The following is a 16475-nucleotide window of genomic DNA, read 5'->3' on the forward strand; positions in this document are numbered from 1 at the left end:
CCGCAAGCCTGCGGGCGCGTGAAAGCCCCGGGAATTCGACCCCAAGGCACCTGAGCCTGTGGATTTTTGCCTCTGCCACGATAGGCTTGAGACAGGACGACGCCCCGACCGGGCCGGATCGCAACCGCAGTGAGGGAGTATAGGACATGGAGATCATCTGGCTGGGCCACGGCAGTTTTCGCATCGAGACCGCAGGACAGGTTCTGCTGGTTGATCCCTGGCTGACCGGCAATCCGATGCTGCGCGACGATCAGCACGAGGCCGCCATCGCAGGCGCCACCCATATTATCCTGACCCATGCCCATTTTGACCATGTCATTGACGTGCTGGCGCTGGCGCGGCGGCTGAATGTGCCGATTGTGGGCCAATATGACCTGATGGGTATCTGGGGGGAAACCGAAGATGTGACCACCATCGGCTTCAACAAGGGCGGCACTGTCAATCTGGACGGGCCAAACCTCGCCATGGTTCCGGCCTCTCACAGCTCAACTTTTGCAACGCAGGATGGGTTACGAACAGCGGGCAGCGAGGTGGGGTATATGCTGATGAGCGAAGGGAAAACGCTTTATATCTCAGGCGATACCGGGGTGATGGCGGATATGGATTGGATCGGCGACTACTACAAACCCGACATCGGCATCCTGAGCGCTGGGGGCCATTTCACCATGGATATGGCGCAGACGGCCTATGCGGCGAAACGGTATTTCAATTTCAAAACGTTGATCCCCTGCCACTACCGCACCTTCCCGATCCTGGAGCAGAGCGCTGAGAAACTGGCGGATGCCCTGCCGGAGGTGACGGTGATCGAACCGCAGGTGCTCGAGGCGATCAAGCTATAAGCGCCGTCGGGGCACCAGATGACCTGCGGGTTAGGACCTCAACCCGCCTGCTGCACAGCGGGGGAGGTGAAGGCGGCGCGGGCTTTGGCGGCTTTTTGTCTGCAGATACAGTCTGTTGCGTGGTCATTCACCAGCCCCATCGCCTGCATGAAGGCAAAGCAGGTGGTGGGTCCGACGAATTTCCAGCCGCGTTTTTTCAGCTCCTTTGACAGCGCAATCGACTGCGGCGTGATGGAGGCGGTCTGCGGCGGTACCTGATCGTCCGGCCCCGGCTCATAGCTCCAGAAAAACGCAGCAAGAGATCCTTCGGCGACGACCATTTCCTCTGCCCGACGCGCGTTGTTGATCACCGCCTCAATCTTGCCGCGGTGGCGAATGATACCTGCGTCCTGCAAAAGGCGGTCCACGTCCTGAGGGCCAAACCGGGCGACACGGGTCCAGTCGAACCCCGCAAAGGCGGCCCGGAAATTCTCGCGTTTGGCCAGAATGGTGCGCCAGCTCAGACCTGACTGAAAACTCTCAAGACAAATCTTCTCAAACAGACGCTGATCATCCGCAACCGGATAGCCCCATTCGTGATCATGATAGGGCAGAAACTCCGGAACGGATCCAGCCCAGCCACAGCGCGACTGCCCGTCAGGGGCTAGAAAATCCTTGCTCATATCTCTCTGCCCTCCTGCGGCGCGACCGGACTATTAGGCTATGGGCAGCACAGCAGCCGGGTCAACCATCCGCCGAACGGCGCGCAGCAAAGAAAGCCTTCAGCAGGGTTTCAGCCGGTTCTGCGCTAATGCCCTCATAGACCTCTGGCGCGTGATGCGCCTGCGGATGCGAGAACACGCAAGCCCCATGCGCCACGCCGCCGGACTTGGGATCGGACGCACCGTAGTAGACACGGCGAATGCGGGCCGCGGCAATAGCGGCGGCGCACATCGCGCAGGGTTCCAGCGTCACATAGAGATCATGGCCATTGAGGCGCTCCGACCCGGCGGCAGCGCAGGCGTCGCGGATCACCAACACTTCGGCATGGGCGGTCGGGTCGCTCCACTCTCGGGTGCGATTGCCTGCCCGGGCGACCACCTGCCCCGCTGGGGAGATCAGGACGGCCCCCACCGGCACCTCCCCGCGCGCGGCTGCGGCACGGGCTTCGGCAAGGGCGATATCCATGTGAGAACGAAACGGCATAGCCCCTCCCTGCCCCAGAATGGGAGCTTTCGCAACTGCGCGGAATGATCTATGGCCTCAGTATGAGCAAAACACCATCTTCCCCCAGGGGCCAGCGCCCCGGTGCGGCGAAACCCGCCCGCGCCAGCAAGAAACCGACAGATACAGCTGTGACCGGTGACAGCCCCGAGGGCGACCGCATTGCCAAGGTCCTGTCACGGGCCGGCGTCGCCTCGCGGCGCGAAGCCGAGCGGATGATCGCCGAAGGGCGCGTTGCGGTAAACGGCAAGATCATCGACAGCCCGGCGCTGAATGTGGTGTTGGGGAAGGATCGGATTGCGGTGGATGGCGCCCCTGTGCAGGATCCGGAACCACCCCGGCTGTGGCTCTATCACAAGCCGTCGGGCCTGGTGACCACCACCAGTGACGAGCTGGACCGCAAGACCATCTTTGACGAACTGCCTGAGGATATGCCCCGCGTGATGACCGTGGGGCGGCTGGACCTCAACTCCGAAGGGCTGCTGCTGCTGACCAATGACGGCGGTATCAAGCGACAGCTGGAGCTGCCCTCCACCGGCTGGCTGCGCCGCTACCGTGTGCGCATCAACGGGCGCCCCAAAGACACCGATTTTGAACCGCTGCGTCAGGGGCTGGTGATCGAGGGGGAGCGCTTTCAGCCGATGACCGTCGCGCTGGACCGCCAGCAGGGGGCCAACGCATGGCTCACCATCGGCCTGCGCGAGGGCAAGAACCGCGAAATCCGCCGTGCCATCGAAGACATCGGATTTACCGTGAACCGCCTGCTGCGGCTGTCTTACGGTCCGTTCCAGCTGGGCAGCCTCAAACCTGGTGAAGTCGAAGAGCTGCGCCCCCGCGTGGTGCGCGATCAGCTGGGGCTGGAGACGCCGGAGACCGAGGCAGACGAGAAGCCCAAACGCCCGACCCGCCCGGCGCGTGGACGCCCCGGTGCGGGCAAACCTGGGACAGCGCCCGGCGCGAAACCAGATTTCAAATCAGGCGGTAAGCCGGGCGGAAAACAACCGGGTGGCAAACAACCCGGCGGGAAACCATCAGGGCGATCCTTCGGCGCATCAGATCGCCCGGGCGACAAAGGCAGCGAGCGTTCCGGTGGCCGCTCCACTGGAAAACCAGACGGCAAATTTGCTGGCAAGGGCAAACCCGCAGGCCGGGCAACTGACCGTTCCGCAGACAGACCCGGGGGTAAGCCTGCGGGCAAATTCGGCGGCAAGCCAATCGGCAAACCCGGCAGCAAACCCGCAGGTGGCGGCGCCAGCCGGGACACAGGGCGCGATTCCGGGCGCGGTCCAGGCCGCAACTCTGGAAAAGGTGCCGCACCGCGTGGTGGCGGCAAACCAACGCGCCGCTGAGCGCCCTGCCCTGAGAAACTGCGCCCGACTTCTCAGAGTTCCCCCTAGCAAGATGCCGCTGCATATCCTAAGTTTCCAATTGCTTGCAGCGCTCATCTTGGGGGAACAGACGTGCAGAAACTCGCCTTTGTGGCCTTGCTGATCCTGATGATTGGCCTGGCAACCGGCTGGCTGGTCGGAGGCTGATCCCATGGCACAGCGTTTTGGCGGCAAATACAGCCCGGATGGCCGCGACAAAGGGGCCGACAAAGACCCTGCCTCCGGTCACAGCACCTCCAGCGCCAACGGCTACCGCAGCGCCAAAGTCGACCCCGTCGGCATGCGCGCCAATCTGATGGCGCTGCCTGCGGGACTGGTGGCGCTGATGTCTGTCTTCTCGGATGCAGCCGGTCTGGCGTTTGGCCTGCTTGCCGCAGCAACTTGGGCCGGTTCGGCCTATCTGCTGCGCGATGGTCTGCGGGCTGAAGCCGCCTATGATGATCGCAAAGTAGCCCGCCGCCCTGCCCTGCCACGCAAAATCCTGGCCGCCCTACTCTGCGGTGTCGGTGCCGTGTTTGCGGCCTGGCGGCAGGATCCCGGCGCCCTCAGCGCGCTGATCTATGCCGCGGCGACAGCTGGCCTGCATCTCGCCGCCTTTGGCCTTGATCCCCTGCGGGATAAGGGCGCCGAGGGCATTGATGATTTCCAGCGTGATCGCGTCGCCCGTGTTGTAGACGAGGCCGAAACCTATCTTGCGGCAATGACCGATGCCGCCCTGCGCGCCCGAGACCGTCAGGTCGAACAGCGGGTTGAGGCCTTTCAGGAGGTGGCGCGTGACCTCTTTCGTACGGTTGAGGAAGACCCCCGCGATTTGACCGGTGCGCGGCGCTATCTCACCGTCTATTTAATGGGCGCGCGCGATGCGACGATCAAATTTGCCGATATCTATACCCGCAGTGGCGACACCAAATCGCGTGAGGACTATCTGACTCTGCTGCGCGATCTTGAGGAGAACTTTGCCGCCCGCACCCGCAAGATGCTGCTGGAAGATCGCACCGATCTGACCGTTGAAATCGACGTGCTGCGGGATCGTTTGCAGCGCGAGGGCGTTCATCTGGACACCCGCTGACACAGCCATAAGGAATTTGCACATGTCCGAGACGACCCAGAAGAAAGCCGCCAAGGAAACGCAAATCGTTTCCGAGATCACCGCGATTGAACTGCCGGAACCGGTGGCTGAGATCCAGTCGCTGGAGCAGGCCGATGAGGCCACCAGCGCCGATATCCAGTCCCGTATGGCGCAGATCGACATGTCGGACAGCAATTCGATCATCAATTTTGGCTCCGGTGCCCAGGCGGAATTGCAGCAGATCAGCCAGGCCATGCTGACCGATGTCCGCAACAAGGACGTTGGCCCGGCCGGTGACAGCCTGCGCAATATCGTGACCACCATCCGCGGGTTTTCGGTGTCGGAACTGGATGTGCGCCGCAAGCGCAGTTTCTGGGAGCGTCTACTGGGGCGCGCGGCGCCTTTTGCCAAGTTCACCGCCCGATTTGAGGATGTTCAGGGCCAGATCGACCGGATTACCGATAATCTCCTCGGCCATGAGCATCAGCTGCTCAAGGATATCAAATCGCTGGATCTGCTCTATGCCAAGACGCTGAGCTTCTATGATGAGCTGGCGCTTTATATCGCCGCAGGAGAGGCCAAGCTGGCCGAGCTGGATGCCAATGAAATCCCGGCCCTGGAAGCCGCTGTTGCCGCTGCGCCTGAGAGCGATCAGGTGATGCGCGCACAGGAGCTGCGCGATATGCGCGCGGCCCGCGACGATCTGGAGCGTCGGGTGCATGATCTGAAACTGACCCGTCAGGTCACCATGCAGTCGCTGCCTTCGATCCGGCTGGTTCAGGAGAACGACAAATCGCTGGTGACCAAGATCAACTCAACGCTGGTGAACACGGTGCCGCTCTGGGAGACCCAGCTGGCGCAGGCGGTCACCATCCAGCGCTCAGCCGAGGCTGCGGCCGCCGTGCGTGATGCCAATGATCTGACCAATGAGCTGCTGACCTCCAACGCTGCCAATCTGCGCGAAACCAACAAGGTGATCCGTCAGGAGATGGAACGCGGCGTTTTCGACATCGAAGCGGTGAAGCAGGCCAATGCCGATCTGATCGGAACCATCCAGGAAAGCCTGCAGATCGCCGACGACGGCAAGGCCAAACGCGCTGCGGCTGAGGAAGATTTGAAAAAGATGGAAGCCGAGCTGCGCGACACATTGGCCGCCGCCAAAGCGCGCCGCGACGGTGTAGGCGACACAGCTGCCACGGCGGTCCCCGGCACCGCATGAGCAAGGCCCACCCCATAAGACCGCGGCCGCCCCGGCGGCGATTGATCCCAGCGGTGCTCGCCACGCTCGCTGGGACGGCGCTTCTGATGGGGTGCGATCCACTGGCTGAGCGCACCTCGCTGGTGCCGCCGACGCGACCCGCAGGTCTCGCGCCGGCGCCAAAGCCCCCTTCTGCCGAAAGCCAGCGTCTGGCCCGCTACTACGGCGCACTGCAGCAGGATCTGCTGACCCGTGGGCTGTTGCGCACCGATGGTGGCGGGCCAGAGACGCCTTATGATGCGGACGATCTGCGCCGGAATTTTGAACAGATTGCCTTTTACGACGAATATGGCAGCAATAACCTGCGCACCTCCGGGGCGTTGGGGCGTTGGCAGGGGCCGGTGCGTCTGCGCGCCGACTTCGGCCCCTCCGTCAGCGCGGAGCAACAGCAGAAAGACCGCGCAACGCTGGAGGCCTACGCCGCCCGTCTGGCCCGGATCACCGGTCATCCCATCAGCACAACGACCAGCCGTGCCCGCGCCAATTTCAATGTGATCTTTGCCGGCGCGGATGACAGCGCCTATGTGGCGGGGCGGGTGCGGGACATCCTGCCGTCGATCAGCGACGCCGATCTTCAGGTCTTTGCCAACCCGCCGCAGAGCTATTATTGCCTGGTGCGCGCCGGGGGGCTGCAAGCGGATCCGTCATCCTATATGCGCGGAGTGGCTCTTATCCGCGCGGAACACCCCGATCTGGCCCGCCGGAGCTGTATCCACGAGGAGATCGCTCAGGGCCTTGGCCTGCGCAATGACAGCCCGCAGGCGCGGCCGTCAATCTTCAACGATGATGATGAATTTGCGCTGCTGACCAGTCAGGACGAAAAACTTCTGCAAATCCTGTACGATCCGCGCCTGCGCCCCGGCATGTCCGCCGATGAGGCCCGGCCCATCGTGCAGGCGATTGCCTATGATATCATGGGGGAACCGCGCTAAGCGCGGCTGTCTCCCGCCCGCGCCTCGGCGCGCCCAACATTGTGCTGCCCTGCACGCCCGCCATGATGCCAGCCGCATCGCCGAAGGAGGATGAAACCATGGGTATTTTCGACTTTCTCAAGGGAGAGTTCATCGACGTCATCCACTGGACCGACGACACCAATGACACGCTGGTCTGGCGCTTTGAGCGCGAAGGACATGCGATCAAATACGGCGCCAAGCTGACAGTCCGTGAAGGTCAGGCCGCGGTCTTTGTTCATGAGGGTCAGCTGGCGGATGTCTTCACCCCCGGTCTCTACATGCTGGAGACCAATAACATGCCGATCATGACGACGTTGCAGCATTGGGATCACGGGTTTCAGTCGCCATTCAAATCGGAGATCTACTTCGTCGACACCACCCGGTTCAACGATCTGAAATGGGGCACCAAGAACCCGATCATGGCCCGCGACCCGGAGTTCGGCCCCGTGCGTCTGCGTGCCTTTGGCACCTATAGTATCCGGGTGGTGGACCCGGCCCGGTTCCTGACCGAGATCGTCGGCACCGATGGCGAATTCACCATGGATGAAATCTCCTTCCAGATCCGCAATATCATTGTGCAACAGGTGAGCCGGGTCTTGGCAGGCTCTGGCATCCCGGTGCTGGACATGGCGGCCAATACGGCTGATCTGGGCAAGCTGGTTGCGGCGGAGATTTCCGCCACGGTCGCTGAGTACGGCATCGCGATCCCGGAACTCTATATCGAGAATATCTCACTTCCCGCCGCCGTCGAACAGGCGCTGGACAAGCGCACCCAGATGGGGATCGTCGGTGATCTTGGCCGCTACACGCAATTTTCTGCCGCCGAAGCGATGACCGCCGCCGCCCAGACGCCCAACAGCGGGATGGGGACCGGTATGGGCATGGGGATGGGCATGGCGATGGCCCAACAGATGGCGCAGATGGCGCAACCGGGTGCCGCCAGTCATGCAGCGGGTCAGCCCGCCGGTCCCTGGGGCGCACGGCCCGCACCCGCTGCCCCGCAACCGGCGCCGCAGGCCGCTCCCGTGGCCCCGCCGCCTCCACCGGTGGAACATGTCTGGCACATCGCTGAAAATGGCCAGACCAGCGGCCCTTTCTCTAAGGCCCGCCTTGGACGGATGGCGCAGGAGGGCGCGCTGCGCCGAGACAGTCTGGTGTGGACCCCCGGTCAGGATGGTTGGAAAGCCGCCGGTGATGTGATGGAACTGGCGCAGCTCTTCACAATCCTGCCCCCGCCACCGCCGCCACCGCCACCTGCCCCGGCGGGCTGACACCCGATCACACATGGGGCGCCACGATATTTGGCGCCCCGTCTCGCGGACATCGCAGCCCTCTCGCCACGAAGGATCTCGCAGGTATGGCACGCCGCAGCGCGCTCAAATGGCTCCACTGGCTCAGCCTCGCTCTTATCGTCTACTTCTATCTTGTGGAGCCAGACGACAACAACGTCCCCCCAGGGCTGGCGTTGGCGACCCATGCCGGGGTTGGGTTGATCCTGTCAGTGGTCGTGCTGTTCTGGACCGCGATCTATCTGCGCAAGGGGCCGGCGGGGCGCGCCGGTCCCAAGCTGCCCGGCTGGGCCAAGCGGTTCCACGGGCTGAACCACCGCGTATTGCAGATCGGCTTACCGGTCATGGTTGCTACCGGGGCACTCGCCGGGTTGCTGGCCCCCTTTGCGATCCACGCCTTTGGTGTTGTTCCAATCAACCCCGGCGTCGGCAGCCGCAGCCTGCATGAATTGGCTGAAGAGGTGCATGAAATCGCCTTTGACACGCTGCTCATCGTCATTGTGCTGCATGGGGTCTTTCATCTCTGGCGTCATTTCCTGTTGAAGGACAACGCCCTACGCATCATGGTGCCAAAACTGCTGCATAAATATCTTTGAGGCTCCCCCGTGACCCCAACCCCACCTCCGCCGCCGCCCGGACCGCCTGTTGTCGAAAGCTCTGATACGGCCAAGGCCCAGCCTCCGCTGGAAGACCACAGGTTCCCTTGCGAACAATGCGGCGCAGACTATCGTTATGACCCGCAAAACGGCACGCTGACCTGCGATCACTGCGGCCATCAGGAGGCGATCCGATCTGGTCCATGGCGCGGTGGCAGTCTGCGCGAGTTGGATTTCGACACCGCGCTATCCTCTGGTCTGGCTGAGGCCGACATGGAAGAAACCCGTGTGTTGCGCTGCCCCAATTGCGCCGCACAGGTGGAGCTGGACCCAAAGGACCACGCCGGCGAATGCCCCTTCTGCGACACGCCCATGGTCACGGATACCGGCACCCATCGCCATATCAAGCCGAAGGGTGTGCTGCCCTTCGCCTTTGATGAGCGCAGCGCCCATAAGGCGATGGCGGACTGGCTGGGTCAGCTGTGGTTTGCGCCAAACGGTTTGCAGAAATATGCCCGTAAGGGGCGGCGGATGGACGGGATCTATGTGCCCTATTGGACCTTCGATGCTGAAACCCGATCCCAGTATCGCGGTCAGCGCGGCACGGTCTACTATGTCACCGAAACCGTCGTGGTTGATGGCAATCGCCAGTCCCGGCAGGTGCCGAAGGTGCGCTGGCGGCCTGTCTCGGGGCGGGTACAGCGGTTCTTTGACGATGTTCTGGTGCTGGCCTCCAAGAGCCTGCCGAAAAAGAACACCGACGCGCTGGAACCTTGGGATCTGTCGGCGCTGGAGCCTTATCAGCCGCAGTATCTGGCCGGGTTCCGGGCGGAGGCCTATGCGGTGGAGTTGGCCGACGGTTACAGCGAAGCCAATGCACGGATGCGCCGGGTGATCGAACGCGATGTGCGGTTTGATATCGGCGGCGACCGGCAACGCATTGAATATATCGACAGCAATTTCTCCGATATCACGTTCAAACATGTGCTGCTTCCCGTCTGGCTCGCGGCCTATAAGTATCGGGGCAAAACCTATCGGTTTGTGGTCAACGGACAATCGGGCCGGGTGCAGGGCGAACGCCCCTACTCCGCATGGAAGATCGCCGCAGCCGTTGCAGTGGCCATGGTGATCGGTGCCGCCATTGCCTATTTTGGCACCCGCTAGAACGGCCACGCGGCGCAGGGAGCCTGAATACCCCCTCGCAAATACAGGATGAGGACGCATCATGACGACCACCCTTCCCGCCCTTGATGCGCTGCTGCGGGCGCGCCACAGCTGCCGTGCGTTTCGCCCGGATCCGGTGCCGCGCGCGGTGATCGAGGATATTCTGCGCTGCGCACAGAAAGTGCCGTCCTGGTGCAATGCCCAACCTTGGCAGGTGACGCTGTTCAGCGGTGCGGCTACCAACGCGCTGCGATCTGCGCTGATGGAAGCGGTAATGAAAGATCCCGTTGCACCGGATCTGCCCTTTCCCGAACGCTACAGCGGCGAATACAAAACCCGCCGCCAGGCCTGCGGCTGGGCGTTATATGAGGCGGTGGGTGTCGAACGCGGCGATCGCGCAGCCTCACACCAGCAGATGATGCGCAATTTCACCCTGTTTGACGCCCCCAATTGTGCCATTCTGACCAGCCCCAAGGAGCTTGGCCCCTACGGCGCGCTCGACTGCGGTGGATTTGTTACCGGTTTCTCGCTGGCCGCAACAGCTGCCGGTGTGGCCACCATCGCGCAGGCTGCGGTTGCCACATATGCGCCGATGCTGCACGAATTCTGCGACATACCAGAAGACCGCACGATCCTCTGCGCGCTGTCCTTCGGCTACGGCGATCCAGACCATCCTGCCAATCAGTTTCGAACCGAGCGCGCCGAATTGGACGAATTTACCAGCTGGCGCGACTGACGCCCCGATCCCAGAATAGGAGAGATTATGCGTGCTCTGATCCAACGCGTTTCTGAGGCCTCCGTCCGTGTTGACGGTGAGGTCATCGGCAATATCGGTCCCGGCCTACTGATCCTGATCTGCGCTATGGAAGGCGACAGCGAAGCACACGCCGATCAGATAGCAGCCAAGATCAGCAAGCTGCGGATTTTTCGCGATGAAGCAGGCAAGATGAACCGCTCCGTGAAAGACATCGGTGGCAGCGCCTTGGTCGTCAGCCAGTTCACCCTTGCCGCCGACACCCGCCGGGGCAATCGCCCCGGGTTTTCCAATGCTGCCGCCCCGGACCTGGGGCGCGCGCTGTATACCAGATTTGCCGACCAACTGGCGGCGCTGGATGTGCCTGTGGCGCGCGGATCCTTTGGGGCGGATATGCAGGTCGCTTTGGTCAATTCCGGCCCGGTGACCATCTGGATGGACAGTGCCGACTGGTGAGCTTGCACAGGCGCGAATGTCGCGTTTCGTCCGGTCCGAGCCGATGCAATCCGCCCTGCCTCACCACGAAAAACTGCGGTAAAGGCGCGAAATCCCGGCCTGATGCCAGTGACCCTTAACGGGTCTATGATCCCCTCCATGGACCCGTTCTAGCAGAAAACGCGCTGATTTTCGCCAGCCATTGGCGAATACCTCGGTGGGAGCGGGATAATATTTGGTCTCTGATCCGGGAGGCTTTTTTCCACATATTGTCCCGCCAAGCATTCACTTCCAGCCAAATACGACATACCAGTCGCAAAAGACGACGGGATCACCGTCTCTTGAAGACCTCGCCGTCCCTGCTGGCGCCAAAAAGGACGCTAATAAGGGTTGCGAGGTCGCATCAAATGCGCAAACCTTGAATGACAATTCAAGAAATGACGTGTTCAGCGTCTAAATACGACAGGGAGTCCGCAATGAAAGACCAGCTTGATTTCATGACGCAAAGCGTCACCTCCGGTAAAATGACCCGGCGTGAATTCATGGGCAAAACCGCAGCACTGGGGATCAGCGCCGCTGTTGCAGGCAGCATGTTTGCCCGCGCAGCCGAGGCCGCAGGCCCGGTCAAAGGGGGCACGCTGAAGCTCGGCTCCATCGGCGGTGGCAGCACCGACTCGCTGGATCCGGCCGTGGCCGCCAGCCAAGTGCCTTATCACAACCTCTATCAGTTCGGCGAAACGCTGGTGAATGTGACGCCCGAGGGTGGCATCGAAAATCGCGTCGCCGAAAGCGTCGAAGCCAGCGCTGACGCCAAGACATGGACGTTCAAAATCCGCAAGGGTGTTGAGTTCCACAACGGCAAGCCGGTGACCGCTGAGGATGTGATGCGCACCATGGAGCGCCACTCCAACGAAGACAGTAAATCCGGTGCTCTGGGCATTATGCGTGGCATCGAAAGCATGAAGGCCGATGGTGACAACTTCGTCGTTTCGCTGACCACACCCAACGCCGACCTGCCTTATCTGATGGCCGATTATCACCTGATGATCCAACCCGATGGTGGCTTTGACAACCCGGCAGCAGGCATCGGCTCCGGCGCCTATATGCTGGAAGCGGATGAACCCGGCGTGCGCCACATGTGGAAGAAAAACCCCAACTACTGGGATGACAGCCGTGGCCATGTAGATGAGGTCGAGATCGTCGTGATCAACGACGCCACCGCCCGTATGGCGGCGCTGCAGTCCGGTCAGGTCCACATCGCCAACCGTGTTGAGCCGAAGGTCGCAGGTCTGCTGGATCGCGCGCCAAACCTGACGGTGCGCAATGCCGCGGGTCCGGGTCACTATGTGTTCATCATGCATTGCGACACAGCGCCGTTCGACAACAATGAACTGCGTCTGGCGCTGAAGTACGCCATCAACCGCGAAGAAATGGTCGATAAAGTGCTGCGCGGCTACGGCTCTGTCGGCAACGACATGCCTGTCAACGCAGCCTACCCGCTGTTTGACGACAGCATTCCGCAGCGCCCGTTTGATCCGGCCAAGGCGGCTGAGCATTACAAGAAATCCGGCCACGACGGCAGCCCGATCACCCTGCGGGTGTCGGATGTTGCCTTCCCTGGTGCTTTGGACGCAGCACAGCTGTTCCAGCAGTCCGCGAACGCAGCTGGCATCCCGCTGGAGCTGAAGCGTGAACCCGGCGATGGCTACTGGTCGGAAGTTTGGAATGCACAGCCCTTCTGCGCCTCCTACTGGGGTGGCCGTCCGGTGCAGGACCAGATGTATTCGACCGCTTATCTGTCGACCGCAGACTGGAACGACACCCGCTTCAAGCGCGAAGACTTCGACAAGCTGTTGTTTGCCGCGCGCGGTGAGCTGGACGAAGCCAAGCGCAAGGCGCTCTATAGCCAGATGGGCATGATGGTGCGCGACGAAGGCGGTCTGATCTGCCCGATGTTCAACGACTTCATCGAAGCGACCAGCAGCAAGGTTCAGGGTTGGGTGGTGGATTCCACCGGCGACACCATGGCCGGCAAGTGGTCGCATAAGTGCTGGTTGGCCTGATAGAGGTCTATGCCATGCACCCCGTCGTAAAACTTGTGTCCCAGCGCCTAGCGCTGGGACTAATTCTCTTGATTGCCGCATCCGTGCTCATTTTCATGGGCACCCTGATCCTGCCCGGCGATGTGGCGCAGTCCATTCTGGGCCAGTCGGCCACCCCTGAGGCGCTCGCCAATCTGCGGGAAGAACTGGGCCTGAATGAACCTGCCATACTGCGCTATTTCGACTGGCTGTTCGGCGCTTTGCAGGGGGATCTGGGCACTGCTCTGACCAATGGTCAGGACATCGCAACCAGCATCGGCCGCCGCCTTGGCAATACGCTGTTCCTGGCGTTCTGGGCTGCTGTTATCTCGGTTCCGCTGGCAATCTTTCTGGGCCTTCTGGCGGTGCGTTACCGCGACCGCTGGCCGGACAAGCTGATCTCGGCCGTTACCCTGGCCTCGATCTCGATCCCTGAATTCCTGATCGGCTATCTGCTGATCTATTTCGTTGCGGTGCAGATGGGCTGGTTCAGCTCGGTCGCAATGATCAACGATTCCATGAGCTTGTTGGAAAAACTCAACGCCATTGCCCTGCCTGTTGCAGTGCTGACGCTGGTGGTTTTGGCGCATATGATGCGGATGACCCGTGCGGCGATCCTCAATGTGATGCAGTCGGCCTATATTGAGACCGCCGAGCTGAAGGGCCTCAGCACCTTTCACGTGATTGCCCGCCATGCGTTTCCCAACGCCATTGCACCGATTGTCAATGTGGTGATGCTGAACCTTGCCTATCTGGTGGTGGGCGTCGTGGTGATCGAAGTGGTCTTTGTCTACCCCGGCATGGGGCAGTATCTGGTCGACCATGTGTCCAAGCGTGACGTGCCTGTGGTGCAGGCCTGCGGTCTGATCTTTGCCGCTGTCTACATTGTTCTGAACATGATCGCTGACATTGTCGCTATCCTGTCCAACCCGCGTCTGAGGCATCCGAAATGAAGAATATCCCTATCTCTGCAATGATCGGGCTGTTCTTCACGGCCCTCTACTTTCTGATGGCGATCTTTGCGCCGCTGTTGGCGCCCTATGGCATGGCGGAAATCGTTGGTGACGTCTGGGAGCCGCGTTCTGCGGAGCATCTTCTGGGCACCGACAACATTGGCCGCGATCTGCTGAGCCGGATGATCTACGGTGGTCGCACAACCATCTTCATCGCCACCGCAGCCACGATCCTGTCGTTTACCACGGGCTCAATCCTTGGCTTCTTTGCCGCTGTTGCGGGCGGCTGGGTCGATCAGGTCATGTCGCGGCTGGTGGATCTCATCATGTCGATCCCAACGCTGATCTTCGCCCTTGTCGTTCTGTCGGTGATGCCGGTCACGGTACCGGTGCTGATCGTGGTCATGGGGCTGCTGGACTCCACACGTGTCTATCGTCTGGCGCGTGCCGTCGCGGTGGATATCGAGGTCATGGACTACGTCGAAGCGGCCCGCCTGCGCGGGGAGAGAACCGCCTGGATCATCTTCCGCGAGATCCTGCCCAACGCTCTGTCACCGCTGGTGGCCGAAATGGGCCTGCGGTTCATCTTCATGGTGCTCTTCGTCTCGACGCTCTCCTTCCTCGGCCTTGGCGTGCAACCGCCGGAAGCCGACTGGGGCGGCATCGTGAAAGAGAACAAGGAAGGCATCGTCTATGGTATCCCGGCGGCTCTGCTGCCCGCCATTGCAATCGCCACCCTTGCGATCTCGGTCAACCTTGTGGCGGACTGGGTCCTGAACCGCACAACTTCTCTGAAAGGAGGCCGCGGATGAGCGAACCTCTTATGAAAGTGCGCAATCTGAAGATCGGCGCAACTGTCTACCCGCCGGGTGAAAAGCCGCATGACATCGAAATCGTGCATGGTGTCAGCTTTGACCTGCAACCGGGCAAGGTGCTGGGGCTGATCGGGGAATCCGGCGCGGGAAAATCCACCATCGGTCTGGCCTCCATGGCCTATGGCCGCGGTGGTGTCAAAATCACCGGCGGCGAAGTCTGGGTAAACGGTCGCGATATCCTGCAGTCAAAACTGCGCGATATCCGCCGTCTGCGCGGTGGCGAGGTGACCTATGTGTCGCAATCGGCTGCCGCCTCCTTCAACCCGGCCAAAAAGATCATGGAACAGGTGATCGAAGCGGCGGTTGAGCAGGGCAAATTCTCCAAGAAAGAGGCCGAGGCGCGCGCCCGCGGCCTGTTTGCCAAGCTGGGCCTGCCCGATCCCGACAACATCGGCGAGCGCTACCCGCATCAGGTCTCCGGTGGCCAGCTGCAGCGCTGCATGACCGCGCTGGCGCTTTGCCCGGAGCCGGATCTTGTGGTGTTTGACGAGCCGACCACAGCGCTGGATGTGACCACCCAGATTGAGGTGCTGATGGCGATCAAGGAAGCCATCCGCGACACAGGTGTCGCCGCGCTCTATATCACCCACGACCTCGCGGTTGTGGCGCAGGTGAGCGACGACATCATGGTGCTGCGCCACGGCAATATGGTGGAATACGGCCCTGTTGATCAGATCATCAACGCACCGCAGGAGGAGTATACTCAGGCCCTGGTCTCGGTCCGCTCCATCACCCATGAGGAGAAGGCCCCCACCCCGGAACCGGTGCTGAGCGTGCGCAATATCACCGCGCGCTACAAGGGCACCAAGTTCGACGTGCTGCACAATGTGAATGTTGACCTGCACCCCGGTCAGACATTGGCGGTGGTTGGGGAATCCGGCTCTGGGAAATCGACACTAGCACGGGTGATCACCGGCCTCTTGCCGCCGCGCGAGGGCGAGATCGAGTTCGCAGGCCGCACCCTGTCCTCCGATCTGGTGGGGCGCAGCCGCGAAGATCTGCGCGAGTTGCAGATGATCTACCAGATGGCAGATGTGGCCATGAACCCGCGCCAGACCGTGGGCACCATCATCGGGCGCCCGCTGGAGTTCTACTTCGGCATGAAAGGCGCGGAGAAGCGCAAGCGGATCATCGAACTGCTGGATGAGATCGAACTGGGCGAAAGCTTCATGGATCGCTACCCGGCAGAGCTGTCGGGTGGGCAGAAACAGCGTGTCTGCATTGCCCGCGCCTTGGCCGCCAAGCCGAAGATGATCATCTGCGATGAGGTCACCTCGGCGCTGGATCCGCTGGTGGCGGATGGCATCCTCAAACTGCTGCTCGAATTGCAGAAGATCGAGAATGTTGCCTTCCTCTTCATCACCCATGACCTTGCCACAGTGCGGGCGATTTCGGACAATATCGCGGTGATGTATCAGGGGCGCGTGCAGCGCTATGGCGGCAAGACAGAAGTACTGTCGCCGCCCTTTGACGACTATACCGATCTGTTGCTCAGCTCGGTGCCGGAAATGCGTCTGGGCTGGCTGGAAGAGGTCATCGCCAACCGCAAGATGGAAAGCGCCGGCAACTAGCAAGCAGGCAGTGCATATCACCTCTCGTCGCAGGCGACTGCGGCGGG

At 61.6% G+C, this 16475-nt stretch carries 16 protein-coding genes; 14 read left to right on the plus strand and 2 right to left on the minus strand.

Annotation, left to right across the window (positions count from 1 at the left end):
- Positions 1–146: 146 nt before the first annotated feature.
- Positions 147–839, plus strand: a complete 693-nt coding sequence (locus phaeop14_RS10015; RefSeq protein WP_096789436.1) for a metal-dependent hydrolase — start codon at positions 147–149, stop codon at positions 837–839.
- Between the two features lie 38 nt (positions 840–877).
- Here the strand turns inward: phaeop14_RS10015 and phaeop14_RS10020 are convergent, their stop codons facing one another.
- Positions 878–1501 (minus strand): DNA-3-methyladenine glycosylase I, encoded by a 624-nt coding sequence (locus phaeop14_RS10020; RefSeq protein ID WP_096789437.1) that lies wholly within the window; start codon positions 1499–1501, stop codon positions 878–880.
- A 61-nt stretch (positions 1502–1562) separates the two neighbouring features.
- Positions 1563–2024: a nucleoside deaminase gene (locus tag phaeop14_RS10025; RefSeq protein WP_096789438.1), complete on the minus strand. Its 462-nt coding sequence runs from the start codon at positions 2022–2024 to the stop codon at positions 1563–1565.
- Between the two features lie 62 nt (positions 2025–2086).
- Here phaeop14_RS10025 and phaeop14_RS10030 point away from each other — a divergent pair, with 62 nt between their 5' ends.
- The 13 genes from phaeop14_RS10030 to phaeop14_RS10090 all read left to right on the plus strand — a co-directional run bounded on the left by phaeop14_RS10030 (position 2087) and on the right by phaeop14_RS10090 (position 16428).
- Positions 2087–3391, plus strand: a complete 1305-nt coding sequence (locus phaeop14_RS10030; protein WP_096790279.1) for a pseudouridine synthase — start codon at positions 2087–2089, stop codon at positions 3389–3391.
- 190 nt (positions 3392–3581) lie between these two features.
- A complete protein-coding gene (locus phaeop14_RS10035; RefSeq protein WP_096790280.1) occupies positions 3582–4499 on the plus strand; it encodes a 5-bromo-4-chloroindolyl phosphate hydrolysis family protein in 918 nt (305 codons plus the stop codon).
- Between the two features lie 22 nt (positions 4500–4521).
- Positions 4522–5718, plus strand: a complete 1197-nt coding sequence (locus phaeop14_RS10040) for a toxic anion resistance protein (protein WP_040180064.1) — start codon at positions 4522–4524, stop codon at positions 5716–5718.
- Positions 5719–5804: 86 nt separating this feature from the next.
- Complete coding sequence (locus tag phaeop14_RS10045; protein WP_040180066.1) at positions 5805–6689, plus strand: DUF2927 domain-containing protein; 885 nt, start codon at positions 5805–5807, stop codon at positions 6687–6689.
- A gap of 98 nt (positions 6690–6787) precedes the next feature.
- On the plus strand, positions 6788–7981 hold the full coding sequence (locus tag phaeop14_RS10050) for an SPFH domain-containing protein (protein WP_040180300.1): 1194 nt from the start codon (positions 6788–6790) through the stop codon (positions 7979–7981).
- An 86-nt stretch (positions 7982–8067) separates the two neighbouring features.
- Entirely contained in the window at positions 8068–8595 is a 528-nt protein-coding gene (locus phaeop14_RS10055) for a cytochrome b (protein WP_096789439.1), read from the plus strand.
- Between the two features lie 9 nt (positions 8596–8604).
- Positions 8605–9759, plus strand: coding sequence for a TFIIB-type zinc finger domain-containing protein (locus tag phaeop14_RS10060; RefSeq protein WP_096789440.1), 1155 nt, complete (start codon positions 8605–8607; stop codon positions 9757–9759).
- A 61-nt stretch (positions 9760–9820) separates the two neighbouring features.
- Positions 9821–10495, plus strand: a complete 675-nt coding sequence (locus phaeop14_RS10065) for a nitroreductase (RefSeq protein WP_096789441.1) — start codon at positions 9821–9823, stop codon at positions 10493–10495.
- Positions 10496–10522: 27 nt separating this feature from the next.
- The gene (gene dtd / locus phaeop14_RS10070) at positions 10523–10969 is read left to right on the plus strand and encodes a D-aminoacyl-tRNA deacylase (protein WP_096789442.1); all 447 of its coding nucleotides are present in this window, start codon (positions 10523–10525) and stop codon (positions 10967–10969) included.
- A gap of 455 nt (positions 10970–11424) precedes the next feature.
- Positions 11425–13011, plus strand: coding sequence for an ABC transporter substrate-binding protein (locus phaeop14_RS10075; RefSeq protein ID WP_040170369.1), 1587 nt, complete (start codon positions 11425–11427; stop codon positions 13009–13011).
- A gap of 14 nt (positions 13012–13025) precedes the next feature.
- On the plus strand, positions 13026–13982 hold the full coding sequence (locus phaeop14_RS10080; RefSeq protein WP_040180303.1) for an ABC transporter permease: 957 nt from the start codon (positions 13026–13028) through the stop codon (positions 13980–13982).
- A complete protein-coding gene (locus tag phaeop14_RS10085; protein WP_040170368.1) occupies positions 13979–14794 on the plus strand; it encodes an ABC transporter permease in 816 nt (271 codons plus the stop codon). Before phaeop14_RS10080 ends, phaeop14_RS10085 begins: the two co-directional genes overlap by 4 nt.
- Entirely contained in the window at positions 14791–16428 is a 1638-nt protein-coding gene (locus phaeop14_RS10090) for an ABC transporter ATP-binding protein (protein WP_096789443.1), read from the plus strand. The genes phaeop14_RS10085 and phaeop14_RS10090 overlap by 4 nt, the downstream gene beginning before the upstream one ends.
- Positions 16429–16475 lie beyond the last annotated feature (47 nt).

Origin of the sequence: Phaeobacter piscinae, from assembly GCF_002407245.1 — a bacterium.
Taxonomy (GTDB): Bacteria; Pseudomonadota; Alphaproteobacteria; order Rhodobacterales; family Rhodobacteraceae; genus Phaeobacter; species Phaeobacter piscinae.

Excerpts from the sequence above, each read along its gene's own strand:
- phaeop14_RS10015 (WP_096789436.1), top strand. The coding sequence starts at position 147 with ATGGAGATCATCTGGCTGGGCCACGGCAGTTTTCGCATCGAGACCGCA.
- phaeop14_RS10020 (WP_096789437.1), bottom strand. The coding sequence starts at position 1,501 with ATGAGCAAGGATTTTCTAGCCCCTGACGGGCAGTCGCGCTGTGGCTGG.
- phaeop14_RS10025 (WP_096789438.1), bottom strand. The coding sequence starts at position 2,024 with ATGCCGTTTCGTTCTCACATGGATATCGCCCTTGCCGAAGCCCGTGCC.
- phaeop14_RS10030 (WP_096790279.1), top strand. The coding sequence starts at position 2,087 with ATGAGCAAAACACCATCTTCCCCCAGGGGCCAGCGCCCCGGTGCGGCG.
- phaeop14_RS10035 (WP_096790280.1), top strand. The coding sequence starts at position 3,582 with ATGGCACAGCGTTTTGGCGGCAAATACAGCCCGGATGGCCGCGACAAA.
- phaeop14_RS10040 (WP_040180064.1), top strand. The coding sequence starts at position 4,522 with ATGTCCGAGACGACCCAGAAGAAAGCCGCCAAGGAAACGCAAATCGTT.
- phaeop14_RS10045 (WP_040180066.1), top strand. The coding sequence starts at position 5,805 with ATGGGGTGCGATCCACTGGCTGAGCGCACCTCGCTGGTGCCGCCGACG.
- phaeop14_RS10050 (WP_040180300.1), top strand. The coding sequence starts at position 6,788 with ATGGGTATTTTCGACTTTCTCAAGGGAGAGTTCATCGACGTCATCCAC.
- phaeop14_RS10055 (WP_096789439.1), top strand. The coding sequence starts at position 8,068 with ATGGCACGCCGCAGCGCGCTCAAATGGCTCCACTGGCTCAGCCTCGCT.
- phaeop14_RS10065 (WP_096789441.1), top strand. The coding sequence starts at position 9,821 with ATGACGACCACCCTTCCCGCCCTTGATGCGCTGCTGCGGGCGCGCCAC.
- dtd (WP_096789442.1), top strand. The coding sequence starts at position 10,523 with ATGCGTGCTCTGATCCAACGCGTTTCTGAGGCCTCCGTCCGTGTTGAC.
- phaeop14_RS10075 (WP_040170369.1), top strand. The coding sequence starts at position 11,425 with ATGAAAGACCAGCTTGATTTCATGACGCAAAGCGTCACCTCCGGTAAA.
- phaeop14_RS10080 (WP_040180303.1), top strand. The coding sequence starts at position 13,026 with ATGCACCCCGTCGTAAAACTTGTGTCCCAGCGCCTAGCGCTGGGACTA.
- phaeop14_RS10085 (WP_040170368.1), top strand. The coding sequence starts at position 13,979 with ATGAAGAATATCCCTATCTCTGCAATGATCGGGCTGTTCTTCACGGCC.
- phaeop14_RS10090 (WP_096789443.1), top strand. The coding sequence starts at position 14,791 with ATGAGCGAACCTCTTATGAAAGTGCGCAATCTGAAGATCGGCGCAACT.